General features: G+C 58.1%; 18 protein-coding genes. 13 read left to right on the top strand and 5 right to left on the bottom strand.

The features are described 5' to 3' along the window. The first annotated feature begins 64 nt into the window (after nt 1-64). Both NB069_RS16375 and NB069_RS16370 read left to right on the top strand, forming a co-directional pair. On the top strand, nt 65-703 hold the full coding sequence (locus NB069_RS16375) for a DUF1007 family protein (protein ID WP_250585242.1): 639 nt from the start codon (nt 65-67) through the stop codon (nt 701-703). Continuing rightward, complete coding sequence (locus NB069_RS16370) at nt 694-1,659, top strand: nickel/cobalt transporter (RefSeq protein ID WP_250585240.1); 966 nt, start codon at nt 694-696, stop codon at nt 1,657-1,659. The genes NB069_RS16375 and NB069_RS16370 overlap by 10 nt, the downstream gene beginning before the upstream one ends. 75 nt (nt 1,660-1,734) lie before the next feature. Here NB069_RS16370 and suhB read toward each other — a convergent pair whose 3' ends face one another. After that, entirely contained in the window at nt 1,735-2,541 is an 807-nt protein-coding gene (gene suhB, locus NB069_RS16365) for an inositol-1-monophosphatase (RefSeq protein WP_250585238.1), read from the bottom strand. A 124-nt stretch (nt 2,542-2,665) separates the two neighbouring features. Between suhB and trmJ the strand changes: the two genes are divergently transcribed. The 11 genes from trmJ to sseB all read left to right on the top strand — a co-directional run bounded on the left by trmJ (nt 2,666) and on the right by sseB (nt 11,422). Next, nucleotides 2,666-3,394, top strand: a complete 729-nt coding sequence (gene trmJ / locus NB069_RS16360; protein ID WP_250585236.1) for a tRNA (cytosine(32)/uridine(32)-2'-O)-methyltransferase TrmJ — start codon at nt 2,666-2,668, stop codon at nt 3,392-3,394. A gap of 240 nt (nt 3,395-3,634) precedes the next feature. After that, the gene (gene iscR / locus NB069_RS16355) at nt 3,635-4,126 is read left to right on the top strand and encodes a Fe-S cluster assembly transcriptional regulator IscR (RefSeq protein ID WP_008502158.1); all 492 of its coding nucleotides are present in this window, start codon (nt 3,635-3,637) and stop codon (nt 4,124-4,126) included. Nucleotides 4,127-4,243: 117 nt separating this feature from the next. Beyond that, complete coding sequence (locus tag NB069_RS16350) at nt 4,244-5,458, top strand: IscS subfamily cysteine desulfurase (RefSeq protein ID WP_250585233.1); 1,215 nt, start codon at nt 4,244-4,246, stop codon at nt 5,456-5,458. Between the two features lie 23 nt (nt 5,459-5,481). Further along, nucleotides 5,482-5,868, top strand: coding sequence for a Fe-S cluster assembly scaffold IscU (gene iscU / locus NB069_RS16345; protein ID WP_004866383.1), 387 nt, complete (start codon nt 5,482-5,484; stop codon nt 5,866-5,868). 15 nt (nt 5,869-5,883) lie between these two features. Beyond that, nucleotides 5,884-6,207: an iron-sulfur cluster assembly protein IscA gene (iscA, locus tag NB069_RS16340; RefSeq protein ID WP_039029731.1), complete on the top strand. Its 324-nt coding sequence runs from the start codon at nt 5,884-5,886 to the stop codon at nt 6,205-6,207. Nucleotides 6,208-6,284: 77 nt separating this feature from the next. Continuing rightward, complete coding sequence (gene hscB / locus NB069_RS16335; protein ID WP_138369753.1) at nt 6,285-6,800, top strand: co-chaperone HscB; 516 nt, start codon at nt 6,285-6,287, stop codon at nt 6,798-6,800. Nucleotides 6,801-6,814: 14 nt separating this feature from the next. Further along, nucleotides 6,815-8,665, top strand: coding sequence for a Fe-S protein assembly chaperone HscA (hscA, locus tag NB069_RS16330; protein ID WP_250585231.1), 1,851 nt, complete (start codon nt 6,815-6,817; stop codon nt 8,663-8,665). 1 nt (nt 8,666) lies between these two features. Then, entirely contained in the window at nt 8,667-9,002 is a 336-nt protein-coding gene (gene fdx, locus NB069_RS16325; protein ID WP_039029728.1) for an ISC system 2Fe-2S type ferredoxin, read from the top strand. A gap of 1 nt (nt 9,003) precedes the next feature. Beyond that, entirely contained in the window at nt 9,004-9,204 is a 201-nt protein-coding gene (gene iscX / locus NB069_RS16320; RefSeq protein ID WP_032613119.1) for a Fe-S cluster assembly protein IscX, read from the top strand. 59 nt (nt 9,205-9,263) lie between these two features. Further along, the gene (gene pepB, locus NB069_RS16315) at nt 9,264-10,550 is read left to right on the top strand and encodes an aminopeptidase PepB (RefSeq protein WP_250585229.1); all 1,287 of its coding nucleotides are present in this window, start codon (nt 9,264-9,266) and stop codon (nt 10,548-10,550) included. Between the two features lie 95 nt (nt 10,551-10,645). Next, on the top strand, nt 10,646-11,422 hold the full coding sequence (sseB, locus tag NB069_RS16310; protein ID WP_250585227.1) for an enhanced serine sensitivity protein SseB: 777 nt from the start codon (nt 10,646-10,648) through the stop codon (nt 11,420-11,422). Between the two features lie 19 nt (nt 11,423-11,441). Here sseB and NB069_RS16305 read toward each other — a convergent pair whose 3' ends face one another. The 4 genes from NB069_RS16305 to NB069_RS16290 all read right to left on the bottom strand — a co-directional run bounded on the left by NB069_RS16305 (nt 11,442) and on the right by NB069_RS16290 (nt 16,070). Further along, complete coding sequence (locus NB069_RS16305) at nt 11,442-12,212, bottom strand: MurR/RpiR family transcriptional regulator (protein ID WP_250585225.1); 771 nt, start codon at nt 12,210-12,212, stop codon at nt 11,442-11,444. A 2-nt stretch (nt 12,213-12,214) separates the two neighbouring features. After that, nucleotides 12,215-13,057 carry a 3-mercaptopyruvate sulfurtransferase gene (gene sseA, locus NB069_RS16300; protein ID WP_250585222.1) on the bottom strand — a complete coding sequence of 281 codons (843 nt, stop codon included), beginning with the start codon at nt 13,055-13,057 and terminating at the stop codon, nt 12,215-12,217. 89 nt (nt 13,058-13,146) lie between these two features. Continuing rightward, the gene (locus tag NB069_RS16295; RefSeq protein ID WP_250585221.1) at nt 13,147-14,514 is read right to left on the bottom strand and encodes a 6-phospho-alpha-glucosidase; all 1,368 of its coding nucleotides are present in this window, start codon (nt 14,512-14,514) and stop codon (nt 13,147-13,149) included. An 11-nt stretch (nt 14,515-14,525) separates the two neighbouring features. Further along, on the bottom strand, nt 14,526-16,070 hold the full coding sequence (locus NB069_RS16290) for a PTS transporter subunit EIIC (protein ID WP_250585219.1): 1,545 nt from the start codon (nt 16,068-16,070) through the stop codon (nt 14,526-14,528). Nucleotides 16,071-16,185: the final 115 nt, after the last annotated feature.

The raw sequence follows: 16,185 nt of genomic DNA, 5'->3' as shown, positions 1-16,185 counted from the left end.
GGATTTGCGGGCTTTCCTTCAGGAATCCGGGTGAACATCACAGAATTTTTGACGTGAGGAAGAGATGCAAATAGTTAAACGCAGCGCAACTGCGCTTTTTTTGGCGGTTTTATCTTTTGCCGCCGCCGCGCACCCTCACAGCTTTATCACCCTGAAAACGCAGATTATGGTGAAAGACGAGCAGGTAACCGGCCTGAAAATGCGCTGGACGATGGACGAATTAACATCAGCAGACCTTCTGTATGATGCCGGAAACGCCAGGCCGGGGGATGAAATCTGGAAAAAGCTGGCGGCGGAGGTGATGGCCAACGTGCTCGGTCAGCACTACTTCACCGAGTTCTGGCATAACGGAGAGAAGGTAAAATTCCTTAATCGTCCTATCCAGTACGGTATGAGCCGCGTCAATCACCAGGCAGTGCTGACCTTTATCCTCCCCCTGGCGAAGCCTCAGCCGCTGGCCGGGCAAAAGTACACTTTCTCGACCTTCGATCCCTCCTACTACGTCGACATGAGCTACGCAGAGGATAGCGACGTGACCCTGCCGGAAGCCCTGCAAAGTCAGTGCGCTCTCAGCGTCAGTACTCCCGAGCCCAGCGACGAGACGCTCAACTTTGCCAGCTCGCTGGATAAAGACGACGCCCCCCCGGAAGATATGGATCTCGGTAAACAGTTTGCCCAGACGGTGACCTTACAATGTCAGTAATACCTCTACGTCGCGGATGGCATCTTTGGCCGCTGGTGCTGTTTCTCGTTCTCTCTGTGGCCGGGGCCGTGTGGCTGTGGCAGGCGTGGCCGCAGGTGATGCGCCAGAGCATTCTCTGGCAGCGGGATGTTAACCAGCAGATGAGCGGTTTGCTGAAGGCGGTGGCCGATAACCCGACGGCGGCGGGTGGCTCGCTGCTCATCTTCAGCTTCCTTTATGGCGTACTGCACGCGCTGGGGCCGGGTCACGGCAAAATCGTCATTACCACCTGGCTGGCGACTCACCCTTCTAAACTGAAATCGAGCATCGGCTTAACCCTGGCCTCGTCTTTATTACAGGGCGGCGTAGCGATCGGTCTGGTGGTGGGCGTGTTGCTGCTTCTGCGGCTTCCGGCCCGGGATCTGCATATGAGCAGCTTCTGGCTGGAGAAGGGCAGCTACGCGCTGGTGGGCGTGCTGGGGCTGATGCTCTGCTGGCGGGCGCTGAAAAAACTGCGCGCGCTGCTGCGCAAACCCACCTTCAAAGCCTTTACCCCACACCATGTGCACGACGCCAACTGCGGCTGCGGGCATCAACATCTGCCTACGCCAACGCAGATCCAGCGCGCTGACGACTGGCGGGCGCGGCTGATGATTATTCTGTCGATGGGGATGCGGCCCTGCTCCGGGGCCATTATGGTCTTGCTGTTCAGTAAGGTGATCGGCGTGTTCAGCTGGGGCGTGGCCTCGGCGCTGGCGATGGCGGCGGGAACAGGGCTGACCATTTCGTCCCTGGCGTTGCTGGTACACGGTTTTCGTCAGCTGGCGGTCAGGCTCAGCGGCAATAAAACGCCGGTGCTGTGGCGACAGGTAGGATGGACGACGCTGGCCCTGGCGGGAGGCGTGGTATTGCTGGTCGCGGCGGTCACGATGTGGGTCAGTGCGGTGCCGGTGGGGCGGGGACTAAGGCCGTTTTAATGGGATGCGGCCTGATGCCCTCACCCTGACCCTCTCCCACAGGGAGAGGGAACCGCGTGGTGCGGTTATCGGGAATTAACGCTTCAGCGCTTCACTCAGTTCGTCACGCATGTTCGCCAGCATGGCTTTCACCACACGTGGGTTACCCGCAACGATGTTGCCGGAGAGCATGTAGTTGTGGCCACCGGTGAAATCACATACCAGCGCGCCTGCTTCACGGGCGATCAGTTCGCCAGCGGCGAAGTCCCACGGCTTGAGGCCAATTTCAAAGTAACCATCAACGCGGCCAGCGGCAACGTAGGCCAGGTCCAGCGCAGCGGAGCCGGTACGGCGGAAGTCCGCGCACTCGGTGAACAGTTTACCCAGAATTTTCATGTAGGCAGGGGCGTGCTGTTTAGCTTTGAACGGGAAGCCGGTCGCCAGGATGGTGCCATCGAGGTCGCGAGCGTTGGTGCCGCGCAGACGGTAGCCGTTCAGCTGAGCGCCCTGACCGCGGGTCGCGGTGAAGAGTTCGTTACGCATTGGATCGTAAACCACCGCCACTTCAGTACGGCCTTTGATGCGTACGGCGATAGAAACGGAGAAGTGTGGCAGACGTTTAACGAAGTTGGTGGTGCCATCCAGTGGATCGATAACCCATTGAACATCCTGATCTTCGCCCTCATGCTCACCGCTTTCTTCGGTGATGATGGTGTGCTGCGGGTAAGATTTGCGAATGGTTTCGATAATCACCGCTTCTGCGGCTTTATCGACATTGGTCACAAAGTCATTGCTGCCTTTCTGGCTGGTTTCTACGGAATCTGGCGTTTCGTAGTGTTTGGCAATTACATTACCCGCCTTGCGCGCTGCGCGCACGGCGATGGTCAACATTGGATGTTGCATCGGTTACTCTCACTGGATGTTAAAGAACGGGGAAACGAAAACGGCGCAGAGTATAGCAGCGGGATCGGAATATGTCTCTCGTTTATGATAACATCACCGAATATTCTTCAAACTCAGAAAAATTATGCTGCAAAATATCCGAATCGTGCTGGTCGAAACATCGCATACCGGCAACATGGGCTCCGTAGCCCGCGCTATGAAAACCATGGGCTTAACCAACCTCTGGCTGGTTAACCCGCTGGTTAAACCCGACTCTCAGGCCATCGCCCTCGCGGCAGGCGCCAGCGACGTGATCGGCAATGCCCAGATCGTCGACACGCTGGATGAAGCCCTGGCGGGCTGCAGCCTGGTGGTGGGCACCAGCGCGCGTTCACGCACTCTGCCCTGGCCGATGCTCGATCCGCGTGAATGCGGCCTGAAGAGCATCAGCGAAGGGCAGCACGCGCCGGTAGCGCTGGTGTTTGGCCGCGAACGCGTGGGGCTGACCAACGAAGAGCTGCAGAAGTGCCACTATCACGTCGCCATTGCCGCTAACCCGGAGTACAGCTCGCTGAACCTGGCGATGGCCGTACAGGTCATCGCCTATGAAGTGCGCATGGCCTGGCTGGCGACCCAGGAAAAAGAGCTTCCGGCTGAACATGAAGAGACGCCGTACCCGCTGGTGGACGATCTGGAGCGTTTCTACGGTCATCTGGAGCAGACTCTGCTCGCCACCGGCTTCATCCGCCCCGACCATCCGGGGCAGGTGATGAACCGCCTGCGTCGCCTCTTTACTCGCGCACGTCCGGAAAGCCAGGAGCTGAACATCCTGCGCGGTATTCTGGCGTCGATTGAGCAGAAGAATAAAGAGTAAGGGTGCGCGTTGTTGCCCGGCGGCGCGTTGCTTGCGCGGGCCTACGGTCCTGTAGGCCGGGTAAGCGAAGCGCCACCCGGCAAAACAGCTGAACGCACAGAAGGTTAAATACCTGACTAAAACAGTCAAGTAAATAGTTGACCATTTTAGTCAGGAATGTCAGACTTGGCCCTGCTATGCAATACCCCCACTTTACAATAAAAAACCCCGGGCAGGGGCGAGTTTGAGGTTAAGTAAGACATGAGACTGACATCTAAAGGGCGTTATGCCGTGACCGCGATGCTGGACGTTGCGCTCAACTCCGAAGCGGGCCCGGTTCCATTGGCTGATATTTCTGAACGTCAGGGAATCTCCCTCTCTTATCTGGAACAGCTTTTCTCCCGACTGCGTAAGAATGGCCTGGTTTCCAGCGTTCGCGGTCCTGGCGGTGGTTATCTGTTAGGTAAAGACGCGGGCAGTATTGCTGTTGGCGAAGTGATCAGCGCAGTTGACGAATCCGTCGACGCGACCCGTTGCCAGGGTAAAGGCGGCTGTCAGGGCGGCGATAAGTGCCTGACTCACGCGCTGTGGCGCGATCTGAGCGACCGTCTGACCGGCTTCCTGAACAACATCACCCTCGGTGAACTGGTGAACAACCAGGAAGTTCTGGATGTATCTGGTCGTCAGCATAGCCACGATTCACAACGCAGCACCCGCGCGCAAGACGCAATCGACGTTAAACTGCGCGCCTAATAAAAAAAAGTATTTCAGAATCAGGCCGGGGCGAAGACTCGCCCCGTGTACTCGGTCGTACATCCAGCCGGTTGCCTGATTCCTTGCATTGAAGCGATGTACGGAGTTTAAAGAGCAATGAAATTACCGATCTATCTCGATTACTCCGCAACCACGCCGGTGGACCCGCGTGTTGCCGAGAAAATGATGCAGTGTCTGACCCTGGACGGAAACTTTGGTAACCCGGCTTCCCGTTCACACCGTTTTGGCTGGCATGCTGAAGAGGCGGTCGATATCGCCCGTAATCAGATTGCTGAGCTGGTTGGTGCCGATCCGCGTGAAATTGTTTTCACCTCAGGCGCAACCGAATCCGATAACCTGGCGATCAAAGGTGCAGCTAATTTCTATCAGAAAAAAGGCAAGCACATCATCACCAGCAAAACCGAACACAAAGCCGTGCTGGACACCTGTCGCCAGCTCGAGCGTGAAGGCTTTGAAGTCACCTACCTCGCGCCGCAGCGCAACGGTATCATCGACCTGAAAGAGCTCGAAGCGGCAATGCGTGACGACACCATTCTGGTCTCCATCATGCACGTGAACAACGAAATCGGCGTGGTGCAGGATATCGCGACTATCGGCGAACTGTGCCGTGCGCGCGGCATCATCTATCACGTTGATGCGACCCAGAGCGTGGGCAAACTGCCTATCGATCTGAGCCAGCTGAAAGTGGATCTGATGTCCTTCTCCGGCCACAAAATCTATGGCCCGAAAGGTATCGGCGCGCTGTACGTGCGTCGTAAGCCACGTATCCGCATTGAATCCCAGATGCACGGCGGCGGTCACGAGCGCGGCATGCGTTCCGGTACCCTGCCTGTTCACCAGATCGTGGGCATGGGTGAAGCCTACCGTATCGCCAAAGAAGAGATGGAAACCGAGATGGCGCGCCTGCGTACGCTGCGCAACCGTCTGTGGGAAGGCGTGAAAGATATGGAAGAAGTCTATCTGAACGGCGATCTCGAGCAGGGCGCACCGAACATCCTCAACGTCAGCTTCAACTATGTTGAAGGCGAGTCGCTGATCATGGCGCTGAAAGACCTGGCCGTCTCTTCCGGTTCTGCGTGTACCTCCGCAAGCCTGGAGCCGTCCTACGTACTGCGTGCGCTGGGCATGACTGATGAACTGGCACACAGCTCTATCCGTTTCTCTTTAGGTCGTTTCACTACCGATGAAGAGATTGACTACACCATCCAACTGGTTCGCAACTCTATTGGCCGTCTGCGTGAACTTTCTCCACTGTGGGAAATGTTCAAAGAAGGCGTGGATTTGAACAGCATTGAATGGTCACATCACTAATCGGTTTATAAGGAGAATTCAGCATGGCATACAGCGAAAAAGTTATCGATCATTACGAGAATCCACGTAACGTAGGTTCTTTCGACAACAGCGACGACAGCGTGGGCAGCGGCATGGTGGGTGCACCAGCCTGTGGCGACGTAATGAAGTTGCAGATTAAAGTCAACAATGAAGGTATCATTGAAGACGCGCGCTTCAAGACCTACGGTTGCGGTTCTGCAATCGCTTCCAGCTCCCTGGTCACCGAGTGGGTGAAGGGCAAGTCTCTGGACGAAGCGCAGGCGATTAAAAATACCGATATTGCTGATGAGCTCGAACTGCCGCCGGTAAAAATTCACTGCTCTATCCTGGCGGAAGATGCGATCAAAGCCGCAATCGCGGATTACAAAAGCAAACGTGAAGCAAAATAATTAGTTGAGGTTGTTATGTCGATTACCCTTAGCGACAGCGCTGCCGCGCGAGTAAGCTCCTTTCTGGCAAACCGTGGCAAAGGCTTTGGCCTGCGACTGGGTGTACGCACCTCCGGCTGTTCCGGTATGGCGTACGTACTGGAGTTTGTTGACGAACCCGCGGCGGAAGATACCGTGTTCGAAGACAAAGGCGTGAAGGTGGTGGTCGATGGTAAAAGCCTGCAGTTTCTGAACGGCACTCAGCTGGACTTTGTAAAAGAAGGCCTCAACGAAGGGTTTAAGTTTACTAACCCGAACGTGAAAGACGAGTGCGGCTGCGGCGAAAGCTTCCACGTATAATTGCGCATCACCTGTTAACCCCACCGCAGCCAGGCTGTGTGTGGGGTTTGCTTTAATCAGCTAACCCTGAGATTGTTATGGATTACTTCACCCTCTTTGGGTTACCAGCCGGGTATGAAATTGATACTCAGGCGCTGGCGGCCCGTTTCCAGGATCTGCAACGTCAGTATCACCCGGATAAATTCGCCAGCGGCACGCAGGCGGAACAACTGGCGGCGGTGCAGCACTCTGCGACCATCAATCAGGCGTGGCAAACCCTGCGCAACCCGCTGAGCCGGGCAGAATATCTGCTGTCGCGCCACGGGTTTGACCTCTCCAGTGAGCAACACACCGTTCGCGACACCGCGTTCCTGATGGAACAGCTGGAGCTTCGCGAAGAGCTGGATGAGATCGAACACGCCAAAGACGAAGCCCGTCTTGAGCGCTTTATTAAGCGCGTAAAAGGCATGTTTGATACCCGCCATCAGCAGATGGTTGACCAATTGAATAACGAGACGTGGGACGTGGCGGCGGACAGTGTACGCAAGCTGCGTTTTCTCGATAAACTGCGAAGCAGCGCTGAACAACTCGAAGAAAAGCTGCTCGATTTTTAATTTCGGAAGCGATTATGGCCTTATTACAAATTAGTGAGCCGGGCTTAAGTGCCGCACCGCACCAGCGTCGTCTGGCGGTGGGCATCGACTTAGGCACCACCAACTCGCTGGTGGCGACCGTGCGCAGCGGCCAGGCTGAAACGCTGGCGGATGCGCAGGGTCAGCACCTGCTGCCTTCTGTGGTCCACTATCAGTCCCAGGGCCACAGCGTGGGCTATGATGCCCGCACCAACGCCGCTCAGGATCCAGCCAATACCATCAGCTCGGTAAAACGAATGATGGGCCGCTCGCTGGCGGATATCCAGAGCCGTTACCCGCATCTGCCGTATCAGCTCCAGGCCAGTGAAAATGGCCTGCCGATGATCGCCACCGCCGCGGGATTACTGAACCCGATCCGCGTTTCTGCCGATATCCTCAAGGCGCTGGCCGCCCGCGCGACTGCGACGCTTTCAGGCGAACTCGATGGCGTCGTGATCACCGTTCCGGCCTATTTCGATGACGCCCAGCGTCAGGGCACCAAAGACGCCGCGCGTCTGGCGGGCCTGCACGTGCTGCGCCTGCTCAACGAACCGACCGCTGCGGCGATTGCCTATGGCCTGGACTCCGGTCAGGAAGGAACGATCGCGGTCTTCGACCTTGGCGGCGGCACCTTTGATATTTCTATTCTGCGCCTGAGCCGCGGGGTGTTCGAAGTGCTGGCCACCGGTGGCGATTCTGCCCTTGGCGGCGACGACTTCGACCATCTGCTGGCGGATCATATCTGTGCGCTGGCGGGCATAAACGATCGTAGTGATGCGCGTGTGCAACGTCAGGTGCTGGATGCTGCTATTGCTGCCAAAATCGCCCTCAGCGATGCCGCCTCCGTCACCGTTGAGGTTGCGGGCTGGAAAGGCGACATCACCCGCGAGCAGTTCAATGAATTGATTGCCCCGCTGGTGAAACGTACTCTGCTGGCCTGCCGTCGCGCGCTGAAAGATGCGGGCGTGGAGGCAGAAGAGGTGCTGGATGTGGTCATGGTTGGCGGTTCAACCCGCGTTCCGCTGGTGCGTGAGCGCGTAGGCGAGTTCTTTGGCCGCACGCCGTTGACCTCCATCGATCCGGATAAAGTGGTTGCCATTGGCGCCGCTATCCAGGCCGATATTCTGGTCGGCAACAAGCCGGACAGCGAAATGCTGCTGCTGGACGTCATCCCGCTGTCGCTTGGTTTAGAAACCATGGGCGGCCTGGTGGAGAAAGTGATCCCGCGTAACACCACCATTCCGGTGGCGCGCGCGCAGGAGTTCACCACCTTTAAGGACGGCCAGACCGCGATGTCCATCCACGTGCTGCAGGGCGAGCGCGAGCTGGTTCAGGACTGCCGTTCGCTGGCGCGTTTCGCGCTGCGCGGCATTCCGGCGCTGCCTGCGGGCGGAGCGCATATCCGCGTCACCTTCCAGGTAGATGCGGACGGCCTGCTGAGCGTCACGGCGATGGAAAAATCGACCGGTGTCGAATCCTCCATTCAGGTGAAACCGTCCTACGGTCTGACCGATAACGAGATCGCCACCATGATTCAGGATTCAATGAGCTACGCCGAACAGGATGTGAAGGCGCGTATGCTGGCCGAACAGAAAGTGGAAGCCGCACGCGTGCTGGAAAGCCTGAACAGCGCACTCACTGCTGATGCCGCGCTGCTAAGCGCCGCTGAACGTCAGGCCATTGACGACGCCGTCGCACATCTGATTGCGGTAGCCGAAGGCGATGACACCGACGCCATAGAACAAGCGATTAAAAACGTTGATAAACAAACCCAGGAGTTCGCCGCTCGCCGTATGGACCAGTCTGTCCGTACCGCGCTGAAAGGCCACTCCGTGGACGAGGTTTAATATGCCAAAGATTGTTTTTCTGCCACATGCGGACCTCTGTCCGGATGGCGCAGTTCTGGAAGCTGAGACCGGCGAAACCATCCTTAACGTTGCCCTGCGCAACGGTATCGAAGTGGAACACGCCTGTGAAAAATCCTGTGCCTGCACAACCTGCCACTGCATCGTCCGCGAGGGGTTTGACTCCCTGGCGGAGAGCACGGAAGATGAAGACGACATGCTGGATAAAGCATGGGGTCTGGAGCCGGAAAGCCGCCTGAGCTGTCAGGCACGCGTCACCGATGAAGATCTGGTGGTCGAACTTCCGCGTTATACGCTTAACCACGCACGCGAGCATTAATATGGGACTGAAGTGGACAGACAGCCGTGAAATCGGCGAGGCGCTGTACGACGCCAACCCGGATCTCGATCCGAAGACCGTACGCTTCACCGATATGCATCAGTGGATTTGCGATCTGGAGGAGTTTGACGACGATCCCAACGCATCCAATGAAAAAATTCTGGAGGCGATTCTGTTAGTCTGGCTGGACGAAGCAGAATAAAAACGTAACGGGCTGCCTTCAGGCGGCCCGTTTGCTTGTTGCTAATAAGGAAAAATAAAATGACCGAAGCGATGAAGATTACGCTCTCTACTCAGCCTGCCGATGCGCGCTGGGGTGAAAAAGCCACTTACAGCATTAATAACGACGGCATTACCCTGCACCTGAATGGCAGCGACGATACAGGCCTGATCCAGCGCGCGGCGCGCAAAATTGACGGTCTGGGCATCAAACATGTGTTACTGGAAGGCGTTGGCTGGGACACCGATCGCAGCTGGGCCTTCTGGGCGGGCTACAAAGGGCCGAAAGGCAGCCGTAAAATCGAGTGGGCAAACCTCGATGAAGCCGGCAAAGCCGAGCTGGAAAGCCGCCTGAAAATCATCGACTGGGTGCGCGATACCATCAACGCCCCGGCGGAAGAGCTGGGCCCGGAACAGCTGGCGCAGCGCGCGGTGGATCTGCTGTGCGGCGTGGCGGGCGACAACATGTCTTACCGCATCACCAAAGGCGAAGATCTGCGCGAGCAGAACTACATGGGCATCCACACCGTCGGCCGTGGCTCCGAGCGCCCGCCGGTACTGCTGGCGCTGGACTACAACCCAACCGGTGATAAAGCGGCACCGGTGTTCGCCTGCCTGGTCGGGAAGGGTATCACCTTTGACACCGGCGGCTACAGCCTGAAGCAGAGCGCGTTCATGGACTCCATGAAGTCGGACATGGGCGGCGCAGCCACCATCACCGGGGCGCTGGCCTTTGCCATCACCCGCGGCCTGAACAAACGCGTGAAGCTTTACCTGTGCTGCGCGGACAACATGGTCAGCGGTAACGCCTTTAAGCTCGGCGACATCATTCGCTACCGCAACGGCAAGAACGTCGAAGTGATGAACACCGACGCCGAAGGCCGCCTGGTGCTGGCGGATGGCCTCATCGATGCGTCTGCACAGAAACCTGAGCTGATCATCGATATGGCAACCCTGACCGGGGCAGCAAAAACCGCGCTGGGTAACGACTACCACGCGCTGTTCAGCTTCGACGATAAGCTGGCAAACCGCCTGCTGGCGAGCGCCGCCGCCGAGAACGAACCGTTCTGGCGTCTGCCGCTGGCCGAGTTCCACCGGAGCCAGCTGCCGTCGAACTTTGCCGAGCTGAACAACACCGCCAGCGCAGCCTACCCGGCAGGGGCGAGCACCGCCGCCGGTTTCCTGTCGCACTTCGTTGAGAACTACCGTGAAGGCTGGCTGCACATCGACTGCTCCGCCACCTACCGTAAAGCCGCGGTTGAGCAGTGGTCAGCAGGCGCCACCGGTCTGGGTGTGCGTACTATTGCGAACCTGCTGACGGCTGAATAATCTTTTTTGCCGGGTGGCGCTACGCTTACCCGGCCTACAAAACCCGTAGGCCCGTGCAAGCGTAGCGCCGCCGGGCAAGTGTGAAGTAGCAAACTATGTCAGAAACCAAAAACGAATTAGAAACCCTGCTGGAGAAAGCGGCCACCGAGCCCGCCCATCGTCCGGCATTTTTCCGCACCCTGCTGGAGTCCACCGTCTGGGTGCCCGGTACGGCTGCGGAAGGTGAACAGGTTGTTGAGGACAGCGCGCTGGATCTGCTGCACTGGGAAAAAGATGACGGCACCTCGGTGATCCCGTTCTTCTCCTCCCTTGCAGCCTTACAGCAAGCCGTTGAAGATGAACAGGCGTTTGTGGTGATGCCGGTGCGCACGCTGTTTGAGATGACGCTGGGCGAAACCCTGTTTCTCAATGCCAAACTGCCGACCGGGAAAGAGTTCACCCCGCGCGAAATCAGCCATCTGATTGGCGAAGAGGGCAACCCGCTCAGTACCCAGGAGGTGCTGGAGGGCGGGGAATCACTGCTGCTGTCTGAGGTGGCCGAGCCGCCAGCGCAGATGATCGACTCCCTGACCCAGCTTTTCCAGACCCTCAAGCCGGTAAAACGGGCGTTTCTCTGCTCCATCAAAGAGCAGGCTGATGAACAGCCGGTCCTGCTGATTGGCATTGAGGCGGATGGCGAGATTGAAGAGATCATTCAGGCTGCGGGCAGCGTGGCGACCGACACCCTGCCGGGCGACGAGCCAATCGATATCTGCCGGGTGGTAAAAGGGGAGAAGGGCATCAGCCACTTCATTACCGAACACATTACGCCGTTCTATGAGCGCCGCTGGGGTGGTTTCCTGCGCGATTTCAAAAACAACCGCATTATCTGAACCTCTACGGGGTGAGCTTTCACCCCGTTGTCTCCAGCAGCAGTAAATCCATCAGCAGTACCAGGTTCGACTCAAACGACGTCACCCCTGCGGCTTCGGCAGCGAAATGTACCGCTTCGTCGTACAGCGCAAAATGCAGATCCGCCATCCCCGCCAGGGTATTCGCCGACGCGCGGGTAAAGGCCACCACCGTCATTCCTACGTTCTGCGCGATCCGCGCCTTATCCAGCACCTGTTCCGTCTCACCGCTGCGCGACACCGCGATGAACACCTGATAGCGCGAGGCATTGCTGAGGAATATATTGCGGCTGTCGCCTGGGCCGGAGATAAACGCCGTCTTGCCCAGCACCTGCAGTTTTTTAGTCAGATACTCGGCAAACAGGTAGGAAAAGCCCGCGCCGTAAAGAAAGAAACGCTCTTTCTCCCGCAGCAGTTCAGCAAAATGACGGCGCTTTTCCGCCGTCGCCCACTGAAAGGTCTGCTGATAGTTGGCGATGAACTGATTAAACAGGGCGGGCAGTTCCGCAGGCTGGCGGGTTTCGGCGGTGATGTGCGGCGTATCGCTCAGCAGCTGCTTGCAGTGCCAGGTGAATTCGCTAAAGCCGCTGAACCCCAGCTTGCGGCACAGGCGCATAATGGTGGCGGTAGAGACGAAGGTCGCCTGTGCCAGCTCCCGCACCGTAATGTGGCCCACCAGCAGCGGATGCCCGGTCAGATGGGCCAGCACGCGATACTCTGCGCGGGTTAATGACTCCCCGCGCGTTAACAGTGTCGCCAGACGGTTATCCATTATTACGCCGGTTCAACCGGCAGATCGTCCCGGGCGCCCCATTCACTCCACGCGCCGTCGTAGAGCGTGACGTCGGTTTTGCCGAGGGTGGCCAGGGCCAGGATCACCACGCAGGCAGTCACGCCCGAACCACAGCTGGCAACAATCGGCTGATGCAGATCCACCCCCTGACGGGCGAAAATCTCGCGCAGCTCGTCGGTCGTTTTCAGTTCGCCCTCAAACACCAGATCGCCCCAGGGCACATTATGCGCGCCGGGAATATGGCCGCGCTTAAGGCCGGGACGCGGCTCGTCGGCCTCGGCGTTAAAGCGCGGGGCAGGGCGGGCATCAACAATTTGCGCGGTCTGTTCGTGGCTGGCCAGCAGCACGTCGGTGACACGCCTGATGGCCCCGGCATCGAAGGTGGCTTCAAAATCGCCGTCCGGCAGGGAGACATCGCCCTGCTGGAGAGGTAACTCCGCCCGCTGCCAGCCCGCAAGGCCGCCTGCCAGAATCGACACTTTCTCCACGCCAAAGGTCTTCAGCATCCACCACGCACGCGGCGCGGAGAAGAGATTCCCTTCGTCGTAAATTACCAGGTGCTTATCGTGGCTGACGCCCAGCTCGCGCATGGCTACTGCAAAGGCTTCCGGGCGCGGCATCATGTGCGGCAGGGGAGAGGTGTGATCGGAGAGGGCTTCGATATCAAAAAATACCGCCCCCGGCAGATGCCCGGCGCGGTATTCCGCTGGTACGTCACGATGCTCCTGTCCTGGCGGCGCCATGCGCGCGTCGAGGATCTGGACTTCAGGATCTTCACTGTGCTCAATCAGCCAGTCGGCAGCGACAAAATATGAGGTGGACATGGTTGCCTCCATAAATGAATCCAGTAATGGATTGTCGGTGTTTTTTCTGACACCGACAAGCGAACCACGTTCAACTCGCGAGCAAGCCCTTATTTTTTCACCGCTTCTCCGTCCTGCCACGCTTTCTGCAGCGCAGGCCAGTATTCACGGTTGGCCTCAATCATCTCATCCAGAATGGCTTTGGCGTGCTCCATGGTCGGCACCGTGCGGTTCAGGGTGAATGCCTGCAACGCTTTTTCGTAGCTGCCTTCGATGGTGGCTTCCACCAGCAGCTGTTCCGAGGCCAGCTGCTGTTGCAGCAGAGTCTGGTGGAACAGCGGCACCTGGCCGATACGGACAGGTTCCGGGCCTTCGCTGGTGATATAGGCCGGGACTTCCACCACCGCGTCGTACGGCAGGTTGACGATTGCCCCCTGGTTTTCCACCATCACCAGATGGCGCTGGCGCAGGTTGAACGCCAGCGAGCGAGCGACCTCAACGATAAACTCGCCGTGGACGCCGACGTGGAAGGCATCCGGCAGGATCCCGGTACGCTTATACTCTTCGGCAGCGGCAAACAGCTTTTTCTCGCGACCGTTCATCACTTCGTTGGCGCGGGTATAGTCCGGATTCTGGTGCTCAACGATCTGGTCTGGCATCAGGTAGTACTGCAGATACGGGTTCGGCAGATACTCCGGGAAGTTGTCCATGATCGGCTTGATGTTACGCCAGGTTTTCACCCATGAAGGATCGGAGTGCTGCGGGTCGGTTTTGGCCGCATCTTCCGTCAGGAGACCGAATTTAGCGATATGGCGACGCAGCTCCGGCAGTTTGTCCTCGCCATCCACCAGCACGCGGGTAAACCAGCCGAAGTGGTTCAGGCCGAAGTAATCCACCTCCAGCTTGTGGCGATCCACACCGAGAATGGCCCCCATGTTACGCATCGCCGCCACCGGCATATCGCAGATGTTCAGCACCCGGGCTTCCGGGCGCAGGCGGCGCACCCCTTCCGCGACGATGGCCGCCGGATTGGAGTAGTTCACGATCCACGCTTTTTCGTGGGCGTAGCGCTCGACCATGTCGATCAGCTCAACCATTGGCAGAATAGTGCGTAATCCATACGCCAGCCCGCCAGGGCCGCAGGTCTCCTGGCCGACAACGCCGTGACGCAGCGGGATCTTCTCATCCTGCTCGCGCATTTTGTACTGACCGACGCGCATCTGGGCGAAGACGAAATGGGCCCCGCTGAAGGCGACTTCCGGGTCACTGGTGACGGTAAATTTGATGCTCTGGCTGTGATCGCGGATCACCTTCTCTACCACCGGGGCGATGGTGTCCTGCCGCCCGGCATCAATGTCGTAGAGGCGAATTTCCGCCAGTGGGAAATCCTCCAGCCGCACCATCAGGCTTTTTACAATCCCTGGCGTATAGGTGCTGCCGCCACCGGCGATAGAGAGAATAAATGGGGGTGTAAACATAGTTGTCTCCTTCAGAGAATCGTCTCGACCGCTTCTCGCATTTTTTTGACATGCAGCCCGTAGACCACCTGAACGTTATTGCCCTGCTTGATGACGCCTTTCGCGCCCGTCGCCTTGAGCCGTGGCTCGTCGATGATGGCGACATCCTTAACCGTGACGCGCAGGCGGGTGTAGCAGTTATCCACCACATCGATATTGCCGCGCCCGCCGAGGCCGACGATGATCGCATCGCCTAAGCCGTCGTTACTGCCTTTCGCCTGATACTCCTGTTTGCTGTACAGACGTGTCTCCTGGTCCTCTTCCTCGCGCCCCGGCGTCTTCATACGGAAATGCAGGATCAGGAAGCGGAAGATAACGAAGTAGAGGGCGAACATGATCAGCCCGACCAGGATGTACATCGGCCAGTTGGATTTCTCCGTACCCAGCGGCAGGTTATAGAGAACAAAATCGATAATGCCGTTAGCGCCGATAGCGTGAACGCCCAGCAGGTAAAACAGCATCATGCCGATCCCGGTCAGCACCGCGTGCACCACGAACAGCAGCGGGGCAACGAACAGGAAAGAGAACTCAATCGGCTCGGTAACGCCCACCAGGAACGAGGTGAGCGCCGCCGGGATCAGAATGGCTTTCGCCGCGGCCTTACGCTCCGGTTTCGCGGTCACGTACATTGCCAGCGCGGCGGCAGGCAGGCCAAACATCTTACTGATCCCGCGGGCATCCCAGACCACGGTGCTGCTGAGCTGCTTCACGTCAGGGCAGGCCATCTCGGCAAAGTAGATGTTACGCGCGCCCTGATAGGTGGCGCCGCACACCTCCTGGGTCCCGCCCAGTTCGGTATAGAGGAATGGGGTATAGACCAGATGATGCAGACCGGTTGGCACCAGGATGCGCTCCAGGAAGCCGTAAACCGCTACGCCAAACGGCCCGGCTCCTTTAATCGCTAACGCCGCAGCGCTGATACCATCCTGGGCGAACGGCCACAGCTCGCTCATCACCACGCCCAGCAGCATCGAGACCGGCAGCATAATGATGGCGACGAAGCAGTGGCCGGAGTAGATCGCCATGGCGCCGTTAAACTGCACGCCGGAGTATTTGTTATAGAGATAGCCCGACAGCGCACCGGTCAGGATCCCGGCAAACACGCCCATCTCCAGCACCTGCACGCCCAGCACCATGCTCTGCCCGGCGGCTTTCATCTGGTCCGCGGGGGCCAGCGCTCCCTGCAGCTGCAGCGTGACGTTCATGGCGTTGATAAACACCACAAAGGTGACAAGGCCGATCAACGCCGCGTAACCTTTGTCACGGGTCGCCAGCCCAATGGGGATCCCCACGGCGAACACTAGGGCCAGGTTAACCAGCACCGAGACGGCGGATTTGGCGATCAGCTGGCCGATGCTCTGGACCAGCGGATGGCCGAGGAACGGCAGATACCCGGCAAGGGCACCGTTACCCAGCACATTTCCAAAGGCGATAAACAGGCCGACAATCGGCAGGATGAGTACCGGTCCGTATAATGATTTTCCGAAATTTTGTAGGGCGTTCACGGCTCGTTTCATAACGTTCTCTCTTATTGAACCGCGCACTCAGGGTGCGTCTGATAATAAAACTAGCAGGGTAAACGCTTGTTTATCCAGCTATCTTATTGTTTTAAAAACAAATGACGTAAAAGGT

Source organism: Leclercia adecarboxylata, from assembly GCF_023639785.1.
GTDB classification, from domain to species: domain Bacteria; phylum Pseudomonadota; class Gammaproteobacteria; order Enterobacterales; family Enterobacteriaceae; genus Enterobacter; species Enterobacter adecarboxylatus_D.
Note: the sequence above shows the minus strand (reverse complement) of the source record. Positions and strands in the feature narration are given on the sequence as shown.

Excerpts from the sequence above, each read along its gene's own strand:
- fdx (WP_039029728.1), top strand. The coding sequence starts at position 8,667 with ATGCCAAAGATTGTTTTTCTGCCACATGCGGACCTCTGTCCGGATGGC.
- NB069_RS16375 (WP_250585242.1), top strand. The coding sequence starts at position 65 with ATGCAAATAGTTAAACGCAGCGCAACTGCGCTTTTTTTGGCGGTTTTA.
- hscA (WP_250585231.1), top strand. The coding sequence starts at position 6,815 with ATGGCCTTATTACAAATTAGTGAGCCGGGCTTAAGTGCCGCACCGCAC.
- NB069_RS16295 (WP_250585221.1), bottom strand. The coding sequence starts at position 14,514 with ATGTTTACACCCCCATTTATTCTCTCTATCGCCGGTGGCGGCAGCACC.
- trmJ (WP_250585236.1), top strand. The coding sequence starts at position 2,666 with ATGCTGCAAAATATCCGAATCGTGCTGGTCGAAACATCGCATACCGGC.
- hscB (WP_138369753.1), top strand. The coding sequence starts at position 6,285 with ATGGATTACTTCACCCTCTTTGGGTTACCAGCCGGGTATGAAATTGAT.
- iscA (WP_039029731.1), top strand. The coding sequence starts at position 5,884 with ATGTCGATTACCCTTAGCGACAGCGCTGCCGCGCGAGTAAGCTCCTTT.
- iscR (WP_008502158.1), top strand. The coding sequence starts at position 3,635 with ATGAGACTGACATCTAAAGGGCGTTATGCCGTGACCGCGATGCTGGAC.
- NB069_RS16350 (WP_250585233.1), top strand. The coding sequence starts at position 4,244 with ATGAAATTACCGATCTATCTCGATTACTCCGCAACCACGCCGGTGGAC.
- NB069_RS16290 (WP_250585219.1), bottom strand. The coding sequence starts at position 16,070 with ATGAAACGAGCCGTGAACGCCCTACAAAATTTCGGAAAATCATTATAC.
- iscU (WP_004866383.1), top strand. The coding sequence starts at position 5,482 with ATGGCATACAGCGAAAAAGTTATCGATCATTACGAGAATCCACGTAAC.
- pepB (WP_250585229.1), top strand. The coding sequence starts at position 9,264 with ATGACCGAAGCGATGAAGATTACGCTCTCTACTCAGCCTGCCGATGCG.
- iscX (WP_032613119.1), top strand. The coding sequence starts at position 9,004 with ATGGGACTGAAGTGGACAGACAGCCGTGAAATCGGCGAGGCGCTGTAC.
- NB069_RS16305 (WP_250585225.1), bottom strand. The coding sequence starts at position 12,212 with ATGGATAACCGTCTGGCGACACTGTTAACGCGCGGGGAGTCATTAACC.
- NB069_RS16370 (WP_250585240.1), top strand. The coding sequence starts at position 694 with ATGTCAGTAATACCTCTACGTCGCGGATGGCATCTTTGGCCGCTGGTG.
- sseB (WP_250585227.1), top strand. The coding sequence starts at position 10,646 with ATGTCAGAAACCAAAAACGAATTAGAAACCCTGCTGGAGAAAGCGGCC.
- sseA (WP_250585222.1), bottom strand. The coding sequence starts at position 13,057 with ATGTCCACCTCATATTTTGTCGCTGCCGACTGGCTGATTGAGCACAGT.
- suhB (WP_250585238.1), bottom strand. The coding sequence starts at position 2,541 with ATGCAACATCCAATGTTGACCATCGCCGTGCGCGCAGCGCGCAAGGCG.